4 protein-coding genes are annotated in these 4,475 nt (G+C 62.5%); all 4 read left to right on the top strand.

Going from position 1 to position 4,475, the window contains the following annotated elements; genetic code table 11:
• Positions 1 to 197: 197 nt before the first annotated feature.
• Genes ACWDSI_RS20295 through ACWDSI_RS20310 form a run of 4 tightly spaced genes read left to right on the top strand, consistent with a single transcriptional unit; the run spans position 198 to position 4,243 of the window.
• A complete protein-coding gene (locus ACWDSI_RS20295; RefSeq protein WP_449757665.1) occupies positions 198 to 1,268 on the top strand; it encodes a glycosyltransferase family 1 protein in 1,071 nt (356 codons plus the stop codon).
• Entirely contained in the window at positions 1,261 to 2,343 is a 1,083-nt protein-coding gene (locus ACWDSI_RS20300; RefSeq protein ID WP_449757666.1) for a glycosyltransferase family 4 protein, read from the top strand. The genes ACWDSI_RS20295 and ACWDSI_RS20300 overlap by 8 nt, the downstream gene beginning before the upstream one ends.
• Entirely contained in the window at positions 2,340 to 3,314 is a 975-nt protein-coding gene (locus tag ACWDSI_RS20305; protein ID WP_449757667.1) for a hypothetical protein, read from the top strand. The genes ACWDSI_RS20300 and ACWDSI_RS20305 overlap by 4 nt, the downstream gene beginning before the upstream one ends.
• Positions 3,311 to 4,243 (top strand): glycosyltransferase family 2 protein, encoded by a 933-nt coding sequence (locus tag ACWDSI_RS20310; RefSeq protein ID WP_138985318.1) that lies wholly within the window; start codon positions 3,311 to 3,313, stop codon positions 4,241 to 4,243. The genes ACWDSI_RS20305 and ACWDSI_RS20310 overlap by 4 nt, the downstream gene beginning before the upstream one ends.
• The last annotated feature ends 232 nt before the right edge of the window (positions 4,244 to 4,475 follow it).

Consider the following 4,475-nt stretch of genomic DNA (forward strand, 5'->3'; position numbering starts at 1 on the left):
CCTTCGAGAAAGGCAAACTCGTCGAACCCGACGCCACCTCAGGCACCCAGGAGGCCGCCTGAAAACCGCTCATCCACAGGTCTTGACAATATCTCGTGGGTACTTTGAAAAGACACGCCAAGCCCATCTTTGGCGCAGCGTGTTTCGGTTGAGCCTCAGCCGTTCCCGAAGAGCCGATCCAGCGGAACGAGGTCGAATTGCAGTCAAGTCCTGTGCGCGTGGCGTCCGTACCGTCGTCGCACGTCTATGTTCGTCATCTCAGCGCGACATCGTCACCGCCCGGTGCCGTGCGTCTGTTGGACCCTGAGCCCGAAGACGGCCGCAAGGTTGCTGGCGGGTGGTGGCCACCGGTGATGCTCGATCCCGTCTGGATCGAGCATCACCACTCTGATTTTGACATCTTCCATATCCATTTCGGGTTCGACGCGGTCGAACCTGAAACCATGTCAGCTGTTGTCGAACGCCTGCGGCACTATGGCAAGCCACTGGTCTACACGCTTCACGACCTCCGCAACCCGCACCATCCCGAGCCGGGTGCCCACGAACAGATCCTCGACATTCTCGTTCCAGCAGCCGATGAGGTGCTCACCCTCACGCCTGGTGCGGCCGCTGAGGCGGCGCAGCGGTGGGGGAGGCAGGTAACTGTGCTACCGCATCCGCACGTCGTACCGGCGAGCCGTTTCACCACTTGGACGAAAAACGAAAGAGATGAATTCGTGGTAGGCGTCCATGCGAAGAGCATTCGGGCCAATATGGACCCGGAGCCGGTGATCGCCACGCTGCTCGACGCGGCAGTCGAATACGATGACGTTGTCATCCAGATCAATGTCCACGCCGAGATCTACGATCCTGACAACCACTGGCACAATCCCGGCTTCGCGGCGACGGTCGAGCGACTCAGTCGCCATCGACGCGCTCGCCTGCGGGTGCACCAGTTCTTCAGTGACGCCCAGCTCTGGGATTATCTGTCGGAGCTGTCGGTGTCCGTGCTGCCATACCGCTTCGGCACACACTCGGGTTGGCTCGAAGCGTGTCACGATCTCGGAACATCGGTTATCGCGCCGAACTGCGGTTTCTACCGTGAGCAGCAGGACCTCGACGAATTCGTCTTCACCGAGACCGAATTCGACCCCAGCTCCCTGATTGCTGCACTAGCCAGCGCCTACTCACGCAAGACTCCGCCCGCCTCGTGGGCTGATCGGTCGGCTCAGCGAGAGTGGCTTTCGCATCGGCACGACTCCCTGTACAGGCGATGCATTGATGCCTGATCGTCGACTCCGCATCGCCGTGATCGCATCGAGCAGTTATCCGATCACGCAACCGTTCGCAGGCGGACTCGAGGCCCACGTATGGCATCTGACTCGCGCGCTGTCGTCCGCTGGTCACCAGGTGACCTTGTTCGCGGGCCCGGGGTCGGACGAAGGTCCTGACACAGATATGTTGCACACCAACATATTCGAACCATCTCATGCCGCGCGTGCCGATGTGTCGATGCCGCCAGAGCAGGTGTTGCGCGAACACCACGCCTATCTGTCGTTGATGGTCGACCTAGCTGCTCACCCTGAGCGCTTCGACGTCATCCACAATCACAGCCTCCACCACCTCCCGGTGGCGATGGCCGACGCTGTGGCCACTCCAATGGTCACGACATTGCACACGCCACCGACACCATGGCTTGAGTCGGCGATGACGATCGCCGACCAGACCCGCTGCGTCGCGGTGTCCCAGCACACCGCGGATGCCTGGTCACATATCCTCGACGCTGTCCCAGTGATTCATAACGGCGTCCAAGTGCGCGATTGGGCCCCCGGCCCTGGCGGGGAGGACGCCGTTTGGTTCGGACGTCTGGTCCCCGAGAAGGGCGTGCACCTGGCGATCGACGCCGCTCGCCGCGCCGACATCGGTCTCCGGATCGCGGGACCGATCAGCGACCTCAGCTACTACGCCGATAGGGTCGAACCTTTTCTCGACGAACGGATTCGGTATGTCGGTCACCTCGACCATCACAAGCTCGCAGACCTGGTGGGCCGGTCCTCGGTGACATTGGTCAGCCCGGTCTGGGACGAGCCTTATGGTCTGGTGGTCGCCGAGTCGCTCTCGTGTGGGACCCCGGTGGCGTCCTTCCGCCGAGGAGGCATTCCGGAGATAGTCGGAACTCAGGCAGGGATCCTCGTCGCCCCGGATGACGTCGACGAGTTGGCCAAAGCTGCGATCGACGCACAGCGATTCGACCGCAAGGCGGTCCGCGACCACGCGGAGCAGCACTGTTCGGAGGAAGTGATGATTGAGAAATATCAAGACCTCTACGCAGAACTGATTCAGGACGAGGCGCTACGCGCATGATCGGGTACTACATCCATCACCAAGGGTCCGGTCATCGAACGCGTGCTGAGGCCATCGCACGTCATCTTTCCGCTCCGGTGGTTGCGCTGAGCAGCGCTGACATCGTTGGAGAGGACTTCACAGATGTGATCGCACTCGACCGCGACGATCAGAATCTGGATCCGAGGGACCCCACCGCGGGCGGAGTCCTCCATTGGGCTCCGCGTGGGGATCGTGGACTTTGCCGTCGGATGGCGCAGATCGCGCGATTCGCCGACGAACACGAGCCAGCGGCAGTGGTCGTCGACGTCTCAGTCGAGATCGCTCTGTTCGTGCGGCTTCTCGGCGTTCCGGTGATAGTCGTGGCGATGCCAGGTGACCGCGCCGATCCGACACACCGCCGCGCATACGAGGTGGCCGACGCGATCATCGCACCATGGCCTGGCGACCTGTACAGCCCTCCCTGGCTTGACGAGTTCATCTCAAAGACTACCTTCGTCGGCGGTATCAGTCGCTTTGAGTATCGACCTGCCACCCCCGACCCGGCGCTCGCGTCTGACGTGCTACTCATGTCCGGGACCGGTGGCGAGTCGGAGCGACCCGTGGTCTCGCTGATCACCAAGCGACACCCGGGATTGACGGTGGTCGGCCTGGGACCCGCCTTCGGAACCTGGACCGACGATCCGTGGCCGTATTTGTGCAGTGCGCAGGTCGTGGTGATCAACGCTGGTCAAGGCAGCGTGGCAGACGTCGCTGCGGCCCGACGCCCCGCAGTCGTCATCCCGCAACGCCGTCCCTTCGCTGAGCAGGACGCGACGGCATGCACTCTGGAACGAGAGGGCTTGGCACAAGTGAGGAGCGAGTGGCCCGAGCCCGACGACTGGGCAAAGATCCTGCACGAATCGTCAGTCACCAACGCCGACTGGTCACGGTGGCAAACCGACGGGGCCGCCGGGCGAGCCGCCGCAGCCATCGAGGCGTTGCTCCGATGACCGCCGCAGGCGGCTTACTGGCACTGATCACCATCGTTTCGGGCCGGCACGATCACCTACAACGTCAACTCGACACAGTCGCGCATAGCCCCAACAGACCGTGGCTACATGTGGTGGTCGCCATGGACGACGCGAACGTACGCTCGATCGTCGGCTCCGGGGAGTCCGTAGAAGTCGTCGAGATCGACAGCGGTGCAGACGGTCTCGAGCTTGCCAGCGCGAGGAACATCGGTGCCCGCTTCGCGATCGCCGCCGGCGCCGACTCATTGGTCTTCCTCGACGTCGACTGCCTACCCGGACCTGAGTTGTTCTCACGCTACCGGCGTGCGCTCCATGACCACTACGACGACAGCGTAATCTGTTGTGGGCCTGTCACCTATCTTGAGCAGGGGCAGATCAACGATGATCTTGCGGCCTACACGAACCCGCATCCGGCTCGCCCCGACCCACCGGATGGTGAGGTCCACCTCGACAGTGACCTCACGCTCTTCTGGTCACTCTCGTTCGCCCTTAATGCCCACGACTGGCGGAATATCCGCGGGTTCCACACCGGCTATCGGGGGTACGGCGCAGAGGACACCGACTTCGCCATGTCTGCTGCCGCACAGGGTTATCGGCTCGCCTGGGTCGGTGGCGCGCACGCATACCACCAGTACCACCGGGTGTCCGACCCTCCCGTCGAACACCTCGACGACATCCTGCGTAACGGAGCACTCTTCCGACGCAGGTGGGGGTGGTGGCCCATGGACGGATGGCTGACAGCTTTCGAGGATCGTGGGCTGGTCGAGTACGACGCCGCGACCGACAACTGGACGAAACCAAACCACCGGACCGCTACTGCCTCCAATAGTTCAGCAAACCCGCCCATGAATGCGGCTCGAGCGCCAGGTCGACTGCAACGCACAGAATCTGATCGACCCGAACGGTGATGCGGGTGCCTCACGTAAGACTGAGCGCGAAGGGTGAGCTGGTGCCTCACCTATCGTGAGCGCGTTGGGAGGGCTTGCCTACGTCGTCTAGGTCAATCGGTTGATTGATGGTTGCAATGCTTGCAGGTCCAGATGGCGTGAACCGCCCCGGGTCTGTCGGAGGCTCTCGAACCTGTGAAGGATGGAGAGCATGGCAGCACCACGCAAGTACAGTGAGGAACTCAAGGACCGG

It is taken from the genome of Gordonia sp. NPDC003429 (assembly GCF_053588575.1).